We start from the raw sequence: 17,040 nt of genomic DNA, 5'->3' as shown, positions 1-17,040 counted from the left end.
TACTCCTCCTTATTGTTAGCGCTTACTTTTGACTGAACGCTCGCTCACTTTATTTTAGAATGGAAAGTCTTGATTAACAATCAAGACTTTCAACGCTTAGTATTTTGTTACTCGCTGTTTTATGCAGTTTGCTGTTCTTGTTCCAATACCACCGATAATGCTAGTATTTCAGCGACATCCATTGTGCCTATATCTTCTTCAACCTCTTTGGCTTTCGTACCATCACTAATCATGGTTAAACAATACGGACAAGCACTAGTGATCATATTTGGTTGAACTGCCATTGCCTGTTCTGTACGGGCAACATTAATCCTATTCCCTGTTGTTTCTTCTGACCACATTAGTCCACCACCGGCTCCACAGCACATTCCATTTTCTTTACTTCGTTTCATTTCTACTAATTCTAATCCTGGAATAGATTTGAGAATCTCTCTAGGCGGATCATAGACACCATTGTATCTGCCCAAATAACATGAATCATGATATGTCAATCGCTGATTAATTGATTTTTTCGGTTTCAACTTGCCATCCATCACTAAATCATACATAAGTTGCGTATGGTGATACACCTCTGCTTCAAAACCAAAATCAAGATATTCATTTTTAAAAATGTTATATGCATGCGGATCGATGGTAACGATTTTCTTTACATCATGTTTGTTAAACTCTTTTATGTTCTTCTCAGCAATTTCTTGGAATAGAAATTCATTTCCAATTCGACGTGCAGTATCGCCTGAATTCGCTTCTTTATTTCCTAAAATAGCAAAGTCTACACCAGCTTGATTCATTAGTTTTGCAAAAGCTATCGCGATCTTTTGACTTCTGCTATCATAGGATCCCATCGAACTTACCCAAAACAAATATTCAAAATCCTTCTCTTCCTTTTTCAATTCCTTCACGGTAGGGATATATACCGATTCATCTTGTTCGCGCCATTTGATACGATCTTTTTTTGACAAGCCCCAAGGATTACCCTGACGCTCAATATTCATGACGGCACGCTGTACATCTTGATCCATTTTCCCCTCTGTCATTACTAAATACCTACGCATATCAATAATTGTACCAACATGTTCATTGTTAACAGGGCAAGCATCTTCACAGTTACGACAAGTCGTACAGCCAGCTAACTCTTCTTCTGTAATGACATCACCAATCAGACTAGCACTTTGTACAGTCGCCGCTGCTTCATTTTTTGCAGTTGCTTGATTTCCCTGGGTATTTGCAAATGCATATGCAGGCACCCAGGGGGACTTGCCGGTAATTGCGGCTCCTTTTTCAGTAAGGTGATCCCTTACTTTAATCATAATATCCATTGGAGAAAGCATCTTCCCTGTTCCTGACGCTGGGCATACATCGGTACATCTCCCACATTCAACACATGCATAGAAGTCAATCATTTGATATTGTTCAAAATCTTCTACCTTACCAACGCCAAATGATATCTCTTCTTCATTGACATCTTCATCCATATCAAAGTTAATTTTCTTTAATTTACCGGGGACACGTTTACTTAGGAACACATTAATTGGAGCTGCAATTAAGTGTGCATGCTTCGATTGTGGTACATAAACAAGGAAAGTTAATATGGTAATCGTATGTACCCACCAAGCTATATAAAACCATATCATTGCTGCAGTAGGTGATATCCAACTAAACAAAAATGCGATGGAGCTAGCAATTGGCTCTGTCCATGTTAATTCATGCCCATGCCACAACATGGCCATTCCATTGCCGACTAACACGGATATCATTAATGTACCAATAAATAAAAGTACTAACCCTGCTTTAAAACCACGCTTCAGACGTACAAGTTTTTCCATATACCGTCGATAAAAAGCCCAGACAACAGCAACAAGGATCATTAATGTTACTAATTCTTGGAAAAAGACAAAACCAGGGTAAAAGATTCCAAATGGCAAATGATTACCTGGTGAAAGACCTTTCACAAACATATCAATTGCTCCAAATTGAACGAGAATAAACCCATAGAACATCATGACATGAATAGTACCAGATTTTTTATCCTTTAATAGTTTTGATTGACCAAACACAATCTTCCCAATTCTTCGAAGCCTCTCTTTAAAATCACGGTCAAATTCTGATTTCTTACCAAGACGAATGTAAGCAACTCGAGTCGCAACAACTTTAGCAAATAAATATAGACCATAAATCGTAATTGCTGCAAATGCTACGGCATTAATAAGCAGAAATGCATCCATGTCTTTGCTCCCCCTAATCATGTAGTAATAATCTATTATAATGAGAACCTTTCATTGTATATTCCAATGAAAGATAAAAAAACGAAATGATAGCGATTCCATTTTTCTGAAAAATAATATCTTTTGAAATCTTATAACCTTACTATAAATATGAATGATCATTCAGTCAACCTTTTTCCGTGTTTTTCTCTACATTTTCCTTAATTTGTAAATTGTTTTAAACAGTTCTTAACCGGTGTACCAACAAATAGGATATTAGACAAGAACACCTTCTTGCTCAGTTGCTCCCCCTCTTTCTCGTTTTGCTACGGAAAATCTACTTATTTCATTAGAAAGTTGGTTCAAACGAACCAGCTCTTTATTTTCTCGGATAAATAATGAAAAGGATACGTGACCCAAAAATAAAGCTACCCCTATTATTATAGGAATAGCTTTTGTCTGTTATTTAAGTAAGCCGCATCGTACTGCTTCAGCTTACATTTTTTCTGGCGCTGTTACACCGATTAATTGCAGGGCATTAGATAATGTAATTCGTACAGCTTTCATTAAAGCGATTCGAGCTTTCGTTCGATCTAGATGGTCAGCATCGATCACTTTTTCTGCATTGTAGAAACTGTGTAATAAGGTTGCTAAATCATATAGATATTGCGTTACTTTATGGGGAGTATGCTTCCCTGCAGCATCAGCAACTACCTGCGGAAATTCACCTAGTTTTTTTAGCAGGTCAATCTCTTTTTCTGCCGTCAATAAAGAAGCATCAAAGCTGTTATCGACAGAAATACCTTTACTTTCAGCTTGCTTTAACATCGTACAAATTCGTGCATACGCATATTGCACATAAAACACAGGGTTATCATTCGATTGCGAACGTGCTAGATCCATATCGAAATCCAGTTGTGAATCATTTGATCTTGCAACGAAGTAATAACGTACTGCATCTACACCTACTTCTTCCATCAATTCTCGAAGTGCAACAGCTTTGCCTGTACGTTTACTCATCCGCAACTTTTCTCCATTTTCAAACAAGTTAACCATTTGAATTATTTTCACGTCAAATTTTTCAACTGGGTAGCCTAATCCTTGAATGGCTGCACGCATCCGAGGAATATAGCCATGGTGGTCAGATCCCCATACATTTACAATTTGGTCAAAACCTCGATCTAGCTTATTCTTATGATAAGCAATATCTGGAGTTAAATAAGTATAGGATCCATCTTGTTTTATGAGCACTCGATCTTTATCATCACCAAAGTCTGTCGTACGGAACCAAGTTGCCCCATCCTTTTCATACATATATGGATCTAATACCTTTAAAGCATCGGTAATCTTATTTTCCTTATACAACGAACGTTCAGAGAACCATGAATCAAAGTGGACACGAAATTCAGCAAGGTCTTGCTCAATCTTACCAAGCTCATATTTCAAACCATATTCTTTAAAGAATTTTAATCGTTCTTCTCGTTCTGTGACTGCCCATTGATCTCCATACTCCACACCAAGTTGTTTCCCAATTTCTATAATATCTTCGCCATGATAACCATCTTCTGGCATGTCCACGTCATTTCCAAGTGCCTGTAAATAACGAGCTTCTACAGAAAGTGCAAGATTATCAATCTGATTCCCAGCATCATTAATATAATATTCACGTTCTACTTGATAGCCTGCCGCATCTAGTACATTACATAAAACATCTCCAAAGGCAGCGCCACGTGCATGACCCAAGTGAAGGTCTCCAGTTGGGTTCACCGATACAAACTCGACTTGAATGCGTTTCCTATCTCCAGCATTGGTTTTACCATATTCCGTATCTTCTTTTAAAATGGTTGGAATAATTTCTCCAAGAAAGTCATCTTTCATAAAGAAATTAATAAACCCTGGGCCAGCAATCTCTATTTTCTCTACCGATGCTTCTGATTGATTTAGTTGGTTTACAATGTCATCAGCAATTTGTCTTGGTGCCTTTCTAGCGATTCTTGCCAACTGCATCGCAATATTTGTTGCAAAGTCACCGTGTGATTTATCTTTCGGTTTTTCTAAAATAATATCTGGAATTTCTTCCTTTGTAGCAAGCTCTGCTTGAATAACTGCTGATTCAATCGTTTGCTTTAATTTGTCCTCTGTCTGTGCCAAGACATTCATGACATGTCCTCCTTCATCATTAAATCGATTTTTTGATGTCTTTCTTCTTGTCCATTTAACCTTACTGTGTAAGCAATTGTCAGGCTTCCACTTTTGGCTTTTTGTAATGGATGATAAGAAATGGATTGTGTGAAGGTTTCCATATGGATACTACCATAAGGATGCTTTACCACATTTTCTGTTGTTTGCTTTTCTTGAAATTGTTGATTCATCGAAATATTACCAGAGCGCTTTATATTCACCCGATTTGATTGAATGGTGATTAGGTTCTTAATCATCGTTTGGTCATCTGCTATTTCCTCAAATGTGAGAACATCCAAATTTCCTTTTTTATATAAAAATCCAGTCTCTTGAATTTTATTATATTCCATTTGACCATTATCATCGATTATTGTAGAAAGTTCAATAACAACTTGTGTCGTTGGAGTATTCATTCTATCGCCTCAGTCTTTAAAATCATATTTTACTATTATAGCGATAAATAAGGTGGATTAGCAATACTAATAATAAAAATCACCTAGTTAAGCTATATCCAAAAAGCCCTCGCATGAAACGGTTATTATTTCCAAGCATTATTTCAATGAGGGGTCCTGTAGCTGTAAGCTAAATTACATATGGTTTTCGGTAAACAACATGCTCCAATGAATACTTCCATTACATGTAACAGTAAATTTATCGTGAGTGATGTCAGAAAGCCAAGCAATTTCTCTAAATAGGTTTATTTGGCTATCGGTTATCCCATAATGCTAATAATGCAGACTTTAATGAGGGAAAACATATGTCGAAATTTCGAAACGTACGTAAACATAAATTCATTCTAACTGTTATAGGAGCGACCACACTTTTTTTTGCTACTTTTATAGTTGGTATCTATCTCATTAGCTTTCTACTCGGTCCACCAGAATTAGCAAACGAACAAAATACCATCTTGTATAGTAATTCAGGGGAAATCATAGGAGAAGAAAGTGGATTAGAAAACCGGCAATGGGTCGATTTAAATGATATGTCGAACGATCTCATACAAGCGACGTTAGCAATTGAAGATCGTAATTTTTATGAACATCATGGATTTGATTTTAAACGGATATTTGCTGCTATATTAAAAGATATACAAACACTATCCCTTAAGGAAGGTGCAAGTACATTATCACAACAATACGCACGTAATTTGTACTTAACGCACGAAAAAACGTGGCTGCGCAAAATAAAAGAAGCTTTTTATACGGTTCGTCTAGAAATGTTCTATTCCAAGGATGAAATATTAGAAGGATACTTGAATACGATCTATTACGGACATGGTGCTTACGGTATCGAGTACGCTAGTAATTTATTCTTTAATCAGACATCTAGTCAAATTTCTTTGGCACAGGCTGCGATGTTAGCAGGTATACCTAAAGGACCAACATATTACTCACCTTTGAATGATAAAAAACGTGCAGAGCAGCGTCAACAACAAATACTCAAAGCAATGCGGGCACAAAATAGAATTAGTGAAGAAGCTTATCATAATGCTATTCAAGAAAAATTAGTATATCAAAAGCCCAAAAAAGAAGATAAAAAAGCAATCGGCCCCTATTTTCAGGATTATGCTATTAAAGAAGCTGCTAACCTTCTAGATGTCGATGTAGAGGCAATACGATCTGGGGGATATGAAATTCATACCACATTAAATAAAGATTCACAGGTTCAGTTAGAGCAGCAAATATCAGATAAAATTTCTGATTCAAGTGAAGTTCAAGCAGGCGGCTTAGCAATGAATCCGAAAACTGGTGGAATAATTGCAATGGTAGGTGGCCGTAACTACGGAGAGAGTACATTCAATCGAACTGTACAAGCGAAACGGATGCCAGGATCTTCATTTAAACCATTTGTCTATTATACTGCGCTGGAAAATGGCTATACGCCTAACACCATGTTGATGAGCAAACCTACGTCTTTTGAATTAGCAAACGGTGAAGTCTATCAGCCCAGTAATTTTAATGGTTACTATGCAAATAAAAAGATATCATTAGCACAAGCTTTAGCACTCTCTGATAATATTTATGCTGTGAAAACAAATATGTATGTTGGTCCCAAGAATGTTGTAGAAACGGTAAAAGAAATGGGCTTTACAAGTAAGCTTCAAGCTGTTCCATCGCTTGCCCTTGGGACGGCAGCTGTATCTATGCAAGAAATGGTTACCGGTTATAGTATATTGGCAAATGGTGGACATGACATTCAGCCCCATGCAGTAACAGAAATTAATGACCATACAGGAAAAGCAGTATATAAAAATACACAAGAACAAGGAAAACAAATCCTTGATTCGAAAAGCACCTTCATCCTTACACATTTAATGACTGGGATGTTTGACCATGAATTGGACGGTTATATGCAAGTTACCGGTTCTTCGATAGCAGATGAACTGGATCGATTGTATGCAGGAAAATCAGGAACAACCAATTCAGATAGTTGGATGATGGGCTATAGTCCATCTATCACAGCTGGGATTTGGATCGGATACGATGATAACCGCAAAATGGAGGTCGTAGAGGAAGCAAGTTACGCAAAAGAAATATGGGCTGGATTTATGAATAATGCCCATAAAGATTTGCCACAAGAAACTTTCGCTAACCCTTCAGATGTTGTAGGAGTACCGATAGACCCCACCACTGGGAAACGAGCAACTCCTTATTGTGAATCAAGTCGTGTCATGTATTTTGAAAAAGGTACAGAGCCAGATGAACACTGCATGGTACATTTTCATCAAAATGAAGAAAAGCAACAACCAAAGACAGAACAAGAAGACAAAAGCATGATGGAAAAAATATTTGATTTATTTAATTAGAATAGTTAAATACTCAGATTAAAAAAGCAGCCGAACCCAGCAATCACTGATTTCGGCTGCTTTTTTGTCCTAGTAATACATGAGTAGCCCATGTACACCTATATTTTACAAATTTCTAAAAAAAAGTACAAGATAAAACTGAATGGTTTATCATGACGTCACAAAATGTTCACTATTTTAGCAAATAACGTAAATAAACTCGAAAAAGGTGTACTACCTTAGTATCATTTACCAGATTTGTACACCTTTTCTTTCTTATTCTGGAAGAGACGACTTTAACTCTTCCGTTGAATTATTCCACATGTCTGGATTAAACTCGACTAAAAAGTCTTTTAGTAATTTTTTCGAAGGCGCATCCATATGGTCTACAATGATTTTACCTTTGAGAGACTTTTCCATATGCGTTACATGCTCAGGCATCGATTTGTAGGCACGTTTTATTGATCGATCGACGCGCAATTCGCTACCTGCTACACCAGAATAAAAAGGACCTTTCTCTCCTTGATCAACATTTACCCAGACAATCCAATATAATTTACCATTTGGTACTTCACTTTTATCGTTTAGATATTTGACTCTTCGTTCAATATCGCTTCTTGCATGCATGGCTGCCATATCAACGTAAGCTTTATTCTCGTTCGGATCCACAATCACAGAAGACATGTTTTCTAAACTAATCGAGCCGTACCCGTATCCACCATGTCCATCCGTGGAGTCATCCTTAATGATCGTAAAGTTATTTTTTTTCTTATTCGAAGATTGATCGGAACTCATCCCAAAATCCTCCTTCTATTTCTACTGTCTTATATTTTAGCATAGGTACAGGTATGATGACACATATCTGACTTTAATGCCTCAACCACTTAATAAAAAATTGTGCCTCTTGTATTTCCTCATCCGTATATTTTTGCTTCGGTTTCACCGTATGTACTTTCGCGACGTTCTCTTCCGGAGACAAACCATCAAAATATAGCATCGTAGCTACGAGCTCTAAAAACCTTGAGCTTTTCCCTTTCATTGCTTCTACTTGTCCTGAAAATTCGGGCATGTCCATTGCAAATTGATGCAAGAACTCCTCTCCATCATTCGTAATCGTATAATGATATTGAAAATAGTTACTTTTATCTTCTTTTTTTTCTTGGATAAACCCTAAATTACATAATTCTTCTACTCGCAATGTTAACTCTTCCGAATAAGGACCGTAAAAATGAAATTCATATTTCTCCTCAAATGGCAACCCACACTTTTGTAGAATATAAATCATTTTTTGTAGTTTTTTTCTGCCAGTCACTTCATTAGCTACTGAAAAAAACTGCATTAGCTTTGCGTGATTAGTTAGCATTCTTGACATCTCCCTGACCATTCAGAATTTCTTCTACACGTTCCTTCATCGCACTATTTTCCATCTTTTCTACCAAATCATTAGGAAAATACAATTTATGATCTGTCCGTTTTTTTCCAGAAATAGATTCAACGATTTCCGATTGCCTTGACAATTCTCTAAGCTCACCATTCGGCATTAGCAAGTGAATAGGTAAGCGTTCTTCCTCTTCTCCTGGCCGGTAAAAGTCATACGGTAAATCAGAAGAAGAATCAACAACTAGATAGTAATCTGGATCAATTCCCGCTTGCATGAATAACCGGTGAAGTTCCATCCATTCATTCATTTGTAAATTCGGGTTAAACTCAATATATTTAAATAACCTTCTGTTTGTAAATCTTTCACATAAATCACTTAATATTGCATCCTCTTCTTCTTGCCAAAGCTGAAAATAATAAGAGACGATTCCCTCATCCAACTTTAAATAATCCTTTAAATCAACATTACCATTAAAGAAAGAAAGGAAATGTGTAGGCTCTAATTTAAACGTATAATGTGTATCTTCATACAGAACCTTCGCTCGATGAAGGATTTTGGATAATATTACTTCTGCACTTCGGGTTACTGGATGAAAATAAACTTGCCAATACATTTGATATCGGCTCATAATATAATCTTCAACGGCGTGCATTCCAGTATACTTAATAACTACTTGATCCTCCATGGGGCGCATCACACGGAGGATTCTTTCCATATCAAAATGCCCATAGCTTACCCCTGTAAAATAAGCATCTCGTTGTAAATAATCCATGCGATCCGCATCGATCTGACTGGAAATCAAACTAACGACTAATTTGTCTTTATAGGTTTTGGCAATGACATCTGAAACATTCTGTGCAAATCCTTTATCCACACGCTCTAAGATTTTATTTACCGTCGTATCTCCTAAAATAATTTGCTGTGTGAAATATTCATGATCTAACTTAAATACTTTTTCAAACGAATGAGAAAACGGGCCATGTCCCAAATCGTGCAACAATGCAGCACATAAGCAAAGAAGACGTTCCTCACTGTTCCAATGAGGGCGTCCTTCAAAGTTAGATATGATTCTACGAACAATCTCATAAACACCAAGCGAATGATTAAATCTGCTATGTTCTGCACCATGAAAGGTCAAATTTGTGGTACCTAATTGTTTAATTCTACGAAGCCGTTGAAATTCTGGAGCTGCAATTAAATCCCAGATAACTCTATCTTTTACATGCACGTATCGATGTACAGGATCCTTGAACACTTTTTCTTCATGTAGTTGTTCGTCTTTATATGCCATGTATGTATACCCATCCGTTTCTTTTCGACGATTTCTTTTTATTATATAATAGATAAAGTGAACCTTCAATCTGGTTTTTTCTGATTGATAGGTGAACCAATCGGACATTTACTGGCAGTTTCCTTTCTCCCCTTTCTTGATGATATTCACTAGCAATTAATGAAAGGTTTACTGCCAGTTAGATGCGGGATAAAGTGAACCTTCAATTTGGTTTTTTCTGATAAAATAGTCCCAAAGACTAACTTCGCCACCTCCTGTGGCAATGTCTTTGTAACCTACACTCATGCCGGCCAATACTATCAGTCATTTAGAAACATAATTCTAAGAAAAAAGCTAAAAATACACTTACAATTTCATTGCAAGTAAATCAAGGAGTTAACTATGAAAAATTGGGAAGACATCATTCAACAAGATACATTTCGATACATCGACCATTCCGCGATATCCACCTTTCATAATGAATCGTTTACAGCTCTTCATTCTTTTGCTATTGATGATGCTCTGGCATTATCAATAAGTAATAAATTTTCACCATCAACCTTACGCCTATGGGTGCATGAAAATACGATTGTCCTCGGCATCCCCGATGCCAAGCTTCCCTACATCGATGAAGGGATTCAATTGCTTAAAAAGGCAGGATTCCAAGTGATTATTCGCAATTCGGGCGGCTTAGCTGTGGCTTTAGATGATGGTGTACTCAATATTTCCTTAATTCTTCCTGGGGTGAAAGATCTATCCATTCATGAAGGATATGAAGCAATGGTTAGTTTTGTTAAACACATACTGAAAGACTTAACAGATCAAATTGAAGCATACGAAATTATAAACTCCTATTGTCCTGGAGAGTATGATCTAAGCATTAACGGAAAGAAATTTGCTGGAATTTCACAACGTAGAGTTAAAAATGGAGTAGCTGTACAAATATACTTGGATATAGAAGGCAATAGTTATAAACGAGCAACTCTGATTAAAAATTTTTACGAGACGAGCAAAAAAGGCGAATCCACAAAATTCAGCTATCCTTCTGTAGATCCAAATGTAATGGCGTCTTTATCTGACTTATTACGGACAAAATTAACCGTTAAGGATATCAAAGAACGGATCACTCAGGCATTAGCAGATTTTAATAATCAAATTATTGAATCTCCCTTTTCTGAACCAGAGCTAGCAGATTATCAAAAACGCCTCGAACAAATGAAAAAACGTAATGAACGAATACGAAATGAAGGCTAAAAAAGCTTGCATGGGCGACCCCATAGCAAGCTTTATTTATTCTGCCTGAGCAGCAGTAATTAATGCTAAATTATATACATCTTCCGCGCTACAGCCACGTGATAAGTCATTTACTGGTTTATTCAAACCTTGGAGAATTGGTCCAACTGCCTCAAACTCACCTAAACGTTGGGCAATTTTATAGCCGATATTCCCTGCTTCCAAACTTGGAAATACAAAGACATTCGCATCTCCTTGTAGTTCAGCATCCGGGGCTTTTTTCTTTGCTACACTTGGTACAAAGGCAGCATCGAATTGAAATTCTCCATCAATTGTTAGTGAAGGATTCTTTTCTTTTGCAATGGATAGGGCTTCTACTACACGTTCTGTTTCCTCTGATTTTGCTGAACCCTTTGTAGAAAAACTGAGCATTGCTACACGTGGATTCACATCAAACAGTTCTGCGGTTGTCGCACTTTCCACAGCAATTTCAGCAAGATCTTGACTATTCGGGGCAATGTTAATCGCACAATCTGCGAACACATACTTCTCTTCACCACGAACCATAATGAACACACCAGACGTTTTTTGAACCCCTTCTTTCGTTTTGATAATTTGCAATGCAGGCCTAACTGTATCAGCTGTCGAATGAGTAGCACCACTTACTAGGCCATCTGCTTGATTCATATAGACAAGCATGGTACCAAAATAATTTTCATCAAGTAGAATTTTTTTTGCATCTTCTTTTGAAACTTTACCTTTACGGCGTTCTACAAACGTCTCAACCATAAGGTCAAATTCCGGAAATTCAGCTGGATCCATTAGTTTACAACGGGATACATCCACACCGACTTCTTCTCCTTTTTGTTTAATAGCCGTTTTATCGCCAATTAGGATTGGTGTTAAAATCCCTGCTGCAGCTAATTGACTTGCAGCTGTTAATATACGTTCATCTGTCCCTTCCGGAAACACGATCGATTTATTTTGGTTAGAAACCTTTTCTTTCACTTGATCGAATAGTTCACTCACTTTTATAAAACCTCCTAAATGGATATAGTTAAATAGTAGATGATTCTTAGCATAAATGAAAGCAATTGTTACTGCATGGACGTTTTTTGACAGTCCAATGACAATTCTAACATGGCGTGTCAATTACAAGTCTACATCATGAATATCCTTCCCCAAATATGCTATAGTAAAAATGGAAATAAATAAATTATTGATAGAGATAGTTAGAGGTCTATACTAGATCTTTTGGCCACCTCTACTAGTTGATATAAAAAGGAGAGATAGTGATGGTAGAAGCAGTAGAAACCATGGATGGTTGGTATAGCCTGCATGATTTCCGCACTGTGGATTGGACTTCTTGGAAGTTAGCTACAGAAGAAGAAAGAAAAGAGGCTATTGAAAGCCTTCAACAATTGTTGGCAGCATGGGAGAAAGTAGAAGAAGAAAATAATGGAAGTCACGTGCTTTATAATATTGTTGGGCAAAAAGCAGACCTGATGTTTATGTTCTTACGACCAACAACAAACGAGTTGTCTGAAATTGAAACAGAGCTTAATAAATCTAAAATGGGAGAATTTTTAATTCCTGCACACTCTTATGTATCTGTTGTAGAGTTATCTAAGTACCGTCCATATAAAGTGGAAAAACCAGAGGAGCTTCCCGAGATAGCAAAACGGCTAAAACCAATACTACCTAAATGGGAGCATGTGTGTTTCTATCCAATGGACAGACGACGTCAAGGGGAAGAAAATTGGTATACACTGGAAAAAGACGTCAGAGGGCAATTGCTTTATGAACATAGTAAGACAGGTCGTAAATATGCAGGCAAAGTTAGCCAAATTATTACCGGCTCGATTGGATTAGACGATTGGGAATGGGGCGTTACTTTATTTGCACACGATCCATTACAGTTCAAAAAAATTGTTTATGAAATGCGTTTTGACGAAGTAAGTTCGAAATACGGAGAGTTCGGTGAATTCTTTGTTGGAAATCACCTTCCAAATGATGCCATCGCAGCTTACTTAAATATCTAATAAGTAATTAGGAATGCCCCTGTTCAGGCGGCATTCCTTTTTTTGATTAAATAAGTGGAAAATACGGTTTATACTGTGGATTTGTGTAATAAGGTGGCCGCTCACCAATAACTGGCATGGACCAGCTTTCATCAAGGTAATGCATTCTGACCCGTTCCTCTGAATGTCCAATTAACAACCACGTTACCTTTGGGTGAAATGTAATTAACAATAAACTTCCCTCCCCTTTCTATAGTCTATGATATAACTTTCCGGTTGAAACAAGTCTAGCTAATAAATCAATCTAACTAGCACATAGACAGCAGCCCATTCATACAGTATTACATAAATGAAAAAGGAGGGTTTAAGTTGAAAGAAGGTCATTCTCGTAACCAATTTCCATCTGAAGAGGAATTACGTGATATACGAGCGTATCAGAAATGGTTTGAGGAAAACAAACAAACAGACCCCTATCCGCTCTATCCTAATTATGGAAAAATCACTCGCTATGAAGACATACCTTTAAGTAATCCAGAACAACGCCAATTAAGTCAGCCAGGGCATGAAGACTTCATGGTACCAAAACCAATCATTGAAAATCCACATTATCAAGGGAGTAATAAATTAAAGGATAAAGTTGCTTTAATTACTGGTGGAGATAGTGGTATAGGGGCTTCGGCTGCAATTGCCTTTGCAAAAGAGGGAGCAAATGTAGCAATTGCTTACTTAGATGAACAGAAAGATGCAGAACGAACGAAAAAACGAATTGAAGCTCATGATCAGAAATGTTTGTTAATACCAGGTGATTTAACAGAAAGACAACATTGTAAATTAATCGTAGATAAAACCATCGATGCTTTTGGGAGATTAGACATACTTTGTAATAATGTTGGTATTCAATTTCAGCAAAATGATTTATTAGATATTACAGATGAACAATTTGATACAACATTTAAGATAAATATTTACTCGCATTTCTATACAACAAAAGCAGCCTTACCCTATTTAAAACCAGGAAGCTCAATTATTGGGACTACATCCGTAGTTACATATGCAGGGGAACCGTTATTAATTGATTACACTGCCACCAAAGGCGCTATTGTAGGCTGGACTAGATCCCTTGCAAAAAATGTGGCAAGCCAAGGTATTCGTGTGAATGCTGTAGCTCCGGGAAGAATTTGGACGCCACTAATACCAGCAAGCTTTTCATCTGACATGAATGCCCTGCATGGCACAAACTTATTTAATCGGATTGGTCAGCCATTTGAACTAGCACCTACTTATGTTTACCTTGCATCAGATGACTCAAGACTAGTTACAGGGCAGGTCCTGCATGTGGATGGTGGGGAATCTACAAATTCATAACCATTTTTCTAGGGTGTTTTTTGTCCTCATTTTTTCAATCATTTAAACATATTTCCCTTCGTCATTACATACATATACTAGTGCAACCAGATTGGACAGAAATGAGGAATGCTAATGGCCGTTGTCAAACATACAGATAAAGATGTAGCACTCCTTGCAAGATTAATGCGTGCAGAGGCAGAAGGGGACGGAGACTTAGGTATGCTAATGGTTGGAAATACCGGAATTAATCGTGTCATTTCCGACTGCCTTGATTTCACTGATATTCGCACCATTAATGATATGGTATATCAAAGTCCTGGCGGATTTGAGGCAACCCAAAAAGGGTATTTTTATCAACGCGCTCGAGAGTCTGAGAAACGTTTGGCAAGAAGGGTGATTCAAGGAGAACGGCAGCACCCTGCTACCAACTCCTTATGGTTTTTCATGCCAGCAGGGGCATGCCCTGCTCAATGGTATGGTCAATCAAATGTTGGTAGATTCAAGTCTCACTGTTTTTTTGCACCAACAGCGGAAGAATGCCCAAGTGTCTTCCGTTAGTTCAAAAATTCAAAAAGATGTACAGGAGGTTTTTAAATGAGTGATAACCAGGAAAACAACAACCAGCAGGCAAATGCCTATCAACAACCTTATCCATATTACTATTACCCAGCGACATCTCCAGCCTATTACCCTGTTTACAATATGAGGCAATCAACCCAACCACCAATGCAACAATCTATGCAACAGGCACAGCCATACCCAACAAGTGGTGGTAACGGTCAAGGAATGATGCTACCTGAACAAGAATCGTATATTGAAAACATCCTTCGATTAAACAGAGGAAAAGAAGCGACGGTCTACATGACATTTGAGAATAATGAGCAGTGGAATGCCAAAGTTTTTAGAGGAATTATCGAAGCTGCTGGAAGAGACCATATCGTTTTAAGTGACCCTCAAACAGGAAAGCGATATTTACTATTAATGGTGTACTTAGATTATGTAACCTTTGATGAAGAATTAAATTACTCCTATCCTTATGGAAATACATCCTATTCTCCAAGATAATTATAGCTAAGAAAGTAATTGGAATGATATTTCTTCTAAGAAAGAGGGATGACACTTCATTCTATTGTGTCATCCCTCTATTTGTACCATTAGAAAGGTGTAGAGAGGTTGATTATATGAAACGACCTTATGAAAAATTTATCTTAATAGAGCTCATCTCTCTAATTGGTGCTGCAGTTATTGGGTTAATCGCGATGATTAAAGCATACACTGTACTTATTTTCTTCTGTATCTTACTTGTTATTGTAAGTCTTGCTTGTGATGCGTGGATAGATTGGAATACCTACAAATCACAACATGCATTAAAACAAGCTGCACGTGCATTATTGATATTGCTGTTTTCAATATTTTTTGTTTTCCAACTATAAGGATTGCTTTCTATAATACTATAAGTGTTTTACCACGAAGGTTCCCAAAAGTATCCAACCTATTAAAAACGCAACTCCTCCAATTGGTGTAATCATAGCAAATGTTTTAATAGCCGTTGTTGAATAAATATACAAACTTCCCGAGAATAAAATTATCCCAAAGAAAAACATCCACCCAGCCCACATGATACCTGCTGAATTTGCTTTCATCATTAAAATACCTGTTACTAATAAAGCCATCGTGTGGAACATTTGATAGTTCACAGCTTTTTCCCAGGTTGCGATCGCACTTTTAGAGATTTTACCTTCCAATCCATGAGCTCCGAATGCGCCTAATGCCACAGCTAAAAACCCATTGATAATACCCAATAATAAGAATAGCTTCATGTTATTTTACACCTCTTTATTTAAAATTCAAATAGTGATTCACCATTCGCTCCATCATGATCGGCGGTAGATTTGTAAGTTGATTCGGCATGCGTTTTTGCTTTCATCTCGCCAAGCATAGCCTTCATCTCCGCAGCAGAGATATCATTTATAGCTGTTTTAGTTGGTTTAGAATTTTCTTCTATATCTTCTTCAAGGAATAAATCACATAATAAACGAACATTACTAATATGTTTATACATTTCCTTTGAATGTTCCTCTACCTGCTTTGCAGATTGTAGTTCATTTATCATTTTTTGAATGATAGTGGAGTTTGCTACTGCCATCTTTTTATGTACCCCTTCCTTGTTTTTCTTCTTCTATTATAAAAGGATTTATATCTATAAACAAACAGTTTACTTCCTATTGTTTCTGTCCGTTAATTCCATGAATAACCCCTGGTACAATTTATACTTTTAGGCAATAAAAAAGCCCTGTTCGACAGGACCTTGTTACTGGTTTTCATTTTTATCAACTCGATACCTATCATATGAGACCCTATTATCCATATCCATTACCCTAAGTATTCCAATACACTTTTAGGTTGTTCCTCTATATAGCGTTTATACACCCATTGCAAAAACTGTATTTCCTTCTCCTGCAATTTCCTGCCAAGCTTCTTCTCTGTATCATCACATACCTGTAAAAAGCTAACCATACGCTTAAGATTCCCCCTACTAATACCGAGTTAATATGCTATTACATTGTACCGCTGTTTATGGCTATAATCAACTACAATATAAAAAATAGGCAGAATTTACA

Annotated in this window: 19 protein-coding genes; 7 read left to right on the top strand and 12 right to left on the bottom strand. The window is 37.0% G+C overall.

Annotation, left to right across the window (positions count from 1 at the left end; genetic code table 11):
- Positions 1–119: 119 nt before the first annotated feature.
- The 4 genes from BN990_RS02585 to BN990_RS02575 form a co-directional block, all read right to left on the bottom strand.
- Positions 120–2,222: a (Fe-S)-binding protein gene (locus BN990_RS02585; protein ID WP_038242152.1), complete on the bottom strand. Its 2,103-nt coding sequence runs from the start codon at positions 2,220–2,222 to the stop codon at positions 120–122.
- Between the two features lie 255 nt (positions 2,223–2,477).
- On the bottom strand, positions 2,478–2,621 hold the full coding sequence (locus tag BN990_RS22460; protein ID WP_158295214.1) for a hypothetical protein: 144 nt from the start codon (positions 2,619–2,621) through the stop codon (positions 2,478–2,480).
- Positions 2,622–2,696: 75 nt separating this feature from the next.
- Positions 2,697–4,361 (bottom strand): arginine--tRNA ligase, encoded by a 1,665-nt coding sequence (gene argS / locus BN990_RS02580; protein ID WP_038242149.1) that lies wholly within the window; start codon positions 4,359–4,361, stop codon positions 2,697–2,699.
- The gene (locus BN990_RS02575) at positions 4,358–4,795 is read right to left on the bottom strand and encodes a YwiB family protein (RefSeq protein ID WP_021289860.1); all 438 of its coding nucleotides are present in this window, start codon (positions 4,793–4,795) and stop codon (positions 4,358–4,360) included. Before BN990_RS02575 ends, argS begins: the two co-directional genes overlap by 4 nt.
- Before the next feature lie 344 nt (positions 4,796–5,139).
- Between BN990_RS02575 and BN990_RS02570 the strand changes: the two genes are divergently transcribed.
- On the top strand, positions 5,140–7,188 hold the full coding sequence (locus BN990_RS02570; protein WP_038242146.1) for a transglycosylase domain-containing protein: 2,049 nt from the start codon (positions 5,140–5,142) through the stop codon (positions 7,186–7,188).
- 255 nt (positions 7,189–7,443) lie between these two features.
- On the opposite strand, the gene BN990_RS02565 is transcribed toward BN990_RS02570, so the two are convergent.
- The 3 genes from BN990_RS02565 to BN990_RS02555 form a co-directional block, all read right to left on the bottom strand.
- Positions 7,444–7,962, bottom strand: coding sequence for a YwhD family protein (locus tag BN990_RS02565; protein ID WP_021289862.1), 519 nt, complete (start codon positions 7,960–7,962; stop codon positions 7,444–7,446).
- A gap of 73 nt (positions 7,963–8,035) precedes the next feature.
- A complete protein-coding gene (locus BN990_RS02560) occupies positions 8,036–8,530 on the bottom strand; it encodes a YwgA family protein (RefSeq protein WP_021289863.1) in 495 nt (164 codons plus the stop codon).
- Positions 8,520–9,839, bottom strand: a complete 1,320-nt coding sequence (locus tag BN990_RS02555; protein ID WP_038244769.1) for an HD domain-containing protein — start codon at positions 9,837–9,839, stop codon at positions 8,520–8,522. Before BN990_RS02555 ends, BN990_RS02560 begins: the two co-directional genes overlap by 11 nt.
- A 381-nt stretch (positions 9,840–10,220) precedes the next feature.
- Between BN990_RS02555 and BN990_RS02550 the strand changes: the two genes are divergently transcribed.
- Positions 10,221–11,072: a lipoate--protein ligase family protein gene (locus BN990_RS02550; protein ID WP_021289865.1), complete on the top strand. Its 852-nt coding sequence runs from the start codon at positions 10,221–10,223 to the stop codon at positions 11,070–11,072.
- Between the two features lie 36 nt (positions 11,073–11,108).
- Here the strand turns inward: BN990_RS02550 and pta are convergent, their stop codons facing one another.
- On the bottom strand, positions 11,109–12,080 hold the full coding sequence (pta, locus tag BN990_RS02545; protein ID WP_021289866.1) for a phosphate acetyltransferase: 972 nt from the start codon (positions 12,078–12,080) through the stop codon (positions 11,109–11,111).
- A 266-nt stretch (positions 12,081–12,346) separates the two neighbouring features.
- Here pta and hemQ point away from each other — a divergent pair, with 266 nt between their 5' ends.
- Entirely contained in the window at positions 12,347–13,093 is a 747-nt protein-coding gene (hemQ, locus tag BN990_RS02540) for a hydrogen peroxide-dependent heme synthase (RefSeq protein WP_021289867.1), read from the top strand.
- A gap of 46 nt (positions 13,094–13,139) precedes the next feature.
- On the opposite strand, the gene BN990_RS22865 is transcribed toward hemQ, so the two are convergent.
- Positions 13,140–13,304 (bottom strand): hypothetical protein, encoded by a 165-nt coding sequence (locus tag BN990_RS22865; protein WP_187370445.1) that lies wholly within the window; start codon positions 13,302–13,304, stop codon positions 13,140–13,142.
- A gap of 191 nt (positions 13,305–13,495) precedes the next feature.
- Between BN990_RS22865 and BN990_RS02535 the strand changes: the two genes are divergently transcribed.
- From BN990_RS02535 to BN990_RS02520, 4 genes are all read left to right on the top strand, one after another.
- Positions 13,496–14,437, top strand: a complete 942-nt coding sequence (locus BN990_RS02535) for an SDR family oxidoreductase (protein WP_369759835.1) — start codon at positions 13,496–13,498, stop codon at positions 14,435–14,437.
- 114 nt (positions 14,438–14,551) lie between these two features.
- Entirely contained in the window at positions 14,552–14,977 is a 426-nt protein-coding gene (locus tag BN990_RS02530) for a cell wall hydrolase (protein WP_038242142.1), read from the top strand.
- Positions 14,978–15,013: 36 nt separating this feature from the next.
- Complete coding sequence (gene gerQ, locus BN990_RS02525) at positions 15,014–15,484, top strand: spore coat protein GerQ (protein ID WP_021289871.1); 471 nt, start codon at positions 15,014–15,016, stop codon at positions 15,482–15,484.
- Between the two features lie 116 nt (positions 15,485–15,600).
- Positions 15,601–15,852, top strand: a complete 252-nt coding sequence (locus BN990_RS02520; protein WP_021289872.1) for a hypothetical protein — start codon at positions 15,601–15,603, stop codon at positions 15,850–15,852.
- An 18-nt stretch (positions 15,853–15,870) separates the two neighbouring features.
- Here the strand turns inward: BN990_RS02520 and BN990_RS02515 are convergent, their stop codons facing one another.
- The 3 genes from BN990_RS02515 to BN990_RS22860 form a co-directional block, all read right to left on the bottom strand.
- On the bottom strand, positions 15,871–16,239 hold the full coding sequence (locus BN990_RS02515; RefSeq protein ID WP_021289873.1) for a DUF423 domain-containing protein: 369 nt from the start codon (positions 16,237–16,239) through the stop codon (positions 15,871–15,873).
- A gap of 20 nt (positions 16,240–16,259) precedes the next feature.
- A complete protein-coding gene (locus tag BN990_RS02510) occupies positions 16,260–16,565 on the bottom strand; it encodes a YwdI family protein (RefSeq protein ID WP_038242139.1) in 306 nt (101 codons plus the stop codon).
- Positions 16,566–16,792: 227 nt separating this feature from the next.
- Complete coding sequence (locus BN990_RS22860; RefSeq protein WP_021289875.1) at positions 16,793–16,936, bottom strand: hypothetical protein; 144 nt, start codon at positions 16,934–16,936, stop codon at positions 16,793–16,795.
- Positions 16,937–17,040: the final 104 nt, after the last annotated feature.

This window comes from Virgibacillus salexigens (assembly GCF_000723585.1).
GTDB lineage: Bacteria > Bacillota > Bacilli > Bacillales > Amphibacillaceae > Virgibacillus > Virgibacillus salexigens.
The sequence above is the reverse complement of the archived record's forward strand: the minus strand, read 5'-3'. Positions and strand labels throughout refer to the sequence as shown.